The following is a 1,883-nucleotide window of genomic DNA, read 5'->3' on the forward strand; positions in this document are numbered from 1 at the left end:
AGGGCCTCCCCGGCCCGCTGCTGCAGAAGAACCTCGACTACGTCAACACCGAGGTCGGCGCGATAGTCAAGGAGATCCAGGCCAAGGGCCTGGCCGCCAGCACGGACATCGTTCTGTCCGCCAAGCACGGCCAGTCGCCCACCGACCCCAAGGCCCTGACCCGCGTTGACGACGGTCCGCTGCTCGACGGGCTCAACGCCGCCTGGAAGAAGAAGCACCCAGGCGCCGGCGACCTGGTCGCGCACTCCGTGGACGACGACGGCATGTTGCTGTGGCTGAACGACCGCTCCGCCGAGGCCACCTCGTTCGCCAAGCAGTACCTGCTGTCGCAGAGAGGCACGGGCACCGACATCAACAGCAAGCCCACCAAGTCCTTCACGAACGGCGGGCTCAGCAGGGTCTACGCGGGCAAGGAGGCGGCCGCCTACTTCGGCGTCAAGCCCGGTGACGCCCGGGTCCCGGACCTGTTCGGCATCGCCAAGTACGGCGTGGTCTACACGGGCGGCACCAAGAAGATCGCCGAACACGGCGGCGCCCACGCTGACGACCTGAACGTCCCGCTCGTCATCTCCGGCGCAGGCACCCCCGCCGGCGTGACCAAGTCTGCTCAGGTCGAGACCACCCAGATCGCTCCGACGATCCTGTCCCTCCTGGGCCTGAACCCCCACAACCTGCAGGCCGTCCAGAAGGACCACACCCAGGTCCTGCCGGTCCGTTGACCCTCGGCAACCTGTGACCCCGGCACGGGTGGGCCGCACGCAGAACAGCGTGCAGCCCACCCGTGCTCATTCGCGTTCTGCCAGGCCGAGAGGTCGGTGTTGAGTGTGTCGAGGTCGCCGATCCGGCGGTCGAGACATTGCCTGGTCAGCGCGGAGAGTTCGGTCTCCGCGATGTTGAGCCATGATCCGCGTTTGGGCGTGTGGTGGATCTCGAGGCGTTGAGCCAGGGCGAAGGCCTCTTCCGGTTCGAACGCCTCGTACAGTGAGGCGACGCCGTGGGTGTTGAGGTTGTCCATCACCAGCACCACGGTCTCGGCGTCGGGGTAGTCCACGCTCAGCAGCTGCTTGACCTGGCCGGCCCAGTCGATCCGGGTCCGCTGGGACAGTGCCTGAACCCGACGCCATCCGCGTAAGGGTTCGACCCACATGAAGATGGAGCACGTGCCGCAGCGGATGTACTCGCTGTCCTGGCAGGCGTCGTGCCCAGGCCGGGCCGGGAGCGGGTCGCGGGCATGGTCGAGGAGCTGGTAGGGCTTCTCGTCCATGCACACCACCGGACGTGCCGGGTCATAGGGCCGGGCATAGACGGCCAGCACGTCTTCCATCCGGGCCGCGAACTGCGCGTTCGCTCGTGGCGGGATGGTCCAGCACTTCTTCAGGGGAGGGCGCAGTTCTCCAGTCCGTGCTGGCCCACACGGCCCGGATCGGCGGCCTGTGCCACCGGAAGCACCGGTTCACTGTCCCAGACGGTGATCTTGATGGTGCCGCCGTCCAGTTCCAGATCGAGCAGGCACGGCCCGGGCGCGTACTTGCACGCGTTGGTGACCAGCTCGCTGACGACCAGCGCCACCATGCCCATCGCTCGGCCGGACACCGGAAGGCCGTGATCTGCCTGCACCCGGGCCAGGAAGCCGCGGGCGAGGTGGCGGGGGCTGCCCTCGTACGCCGCCGACGCGGTCACCAGCGGCTTGAGGGCCACCGATACGTGGTCCCGGCTTCGGGCAGCCTCGTCCATGCCCACCGCCCTCTTCCCGAGCGTTTCCAGCCCTGCGCAACGCGTGTACCCCCGAACCGTTCCTAAACAGTGTCCAGGAGTGGCATTTGCTGCCAGCTCCCGGAACTGCGCGCATCCCGAACGGTGTTGGATGCGCTGGTATCCCGCGT

The 1,883-nt window shown here is 67.8% G+C and carries 2 protein-coding genes and 1 pseudogene; 1 reads left to right on the forward strand and 2 read right to left on the reverse strand.

What is annotated here, in order from left to right; all coding sequences use genetic code 11:
- The coding region (locus ACFYX0_RS47640; protein WP_388982066.1) for an alkaline phosphatase family protein at nucleotides 1-719 on the forward strand (719 nt) is incomplete at its 5' end.
- Here the strand turns inward: ACFYX0_RS47640 and ACFYX0_RS47645 are convergent.
- Together ACFYX0_RS47645 and ACFYX0_RS47650 are read right to left on the reverse strand one after the other, a co-directional pair.
- Complete coding sequence (locus ACFYX0_RS47645; protein ID WP_388982069.1) at nucleotides 608-1,390, reverse strand: IS630 family transposase; 783 nt, start codon at nucleotides 1,388-1,390, stop codon at nucleotides 608-610. The two genes, ACFYX0_RS47640 and ACFYX0_RS47645, sit on opposite strands and share 112 nt — an antisense overlap.
- A 2-nt stretch (nucleotides 1,391-1,392) precedes the next feature.
- A pseudogene (locus tag ACFYX0_RS47650) lies at nucleotides 1,393-1,734 on the reverse strand (ATP-binding protein); the annotation flags it as partial.
- Nucleotides 1,735-1,883: the final 149 nt, after the last annotated feature.

Source organism: Streptomyces sp. NPDC002573 (assembly GCF_042889625.1).
GTDB lineage: Bacteria > Actinomycetota > Actinomycetes > Streptomycetales > Streptomycetaceae > Streptomyces > Streptomyces gibsoniae.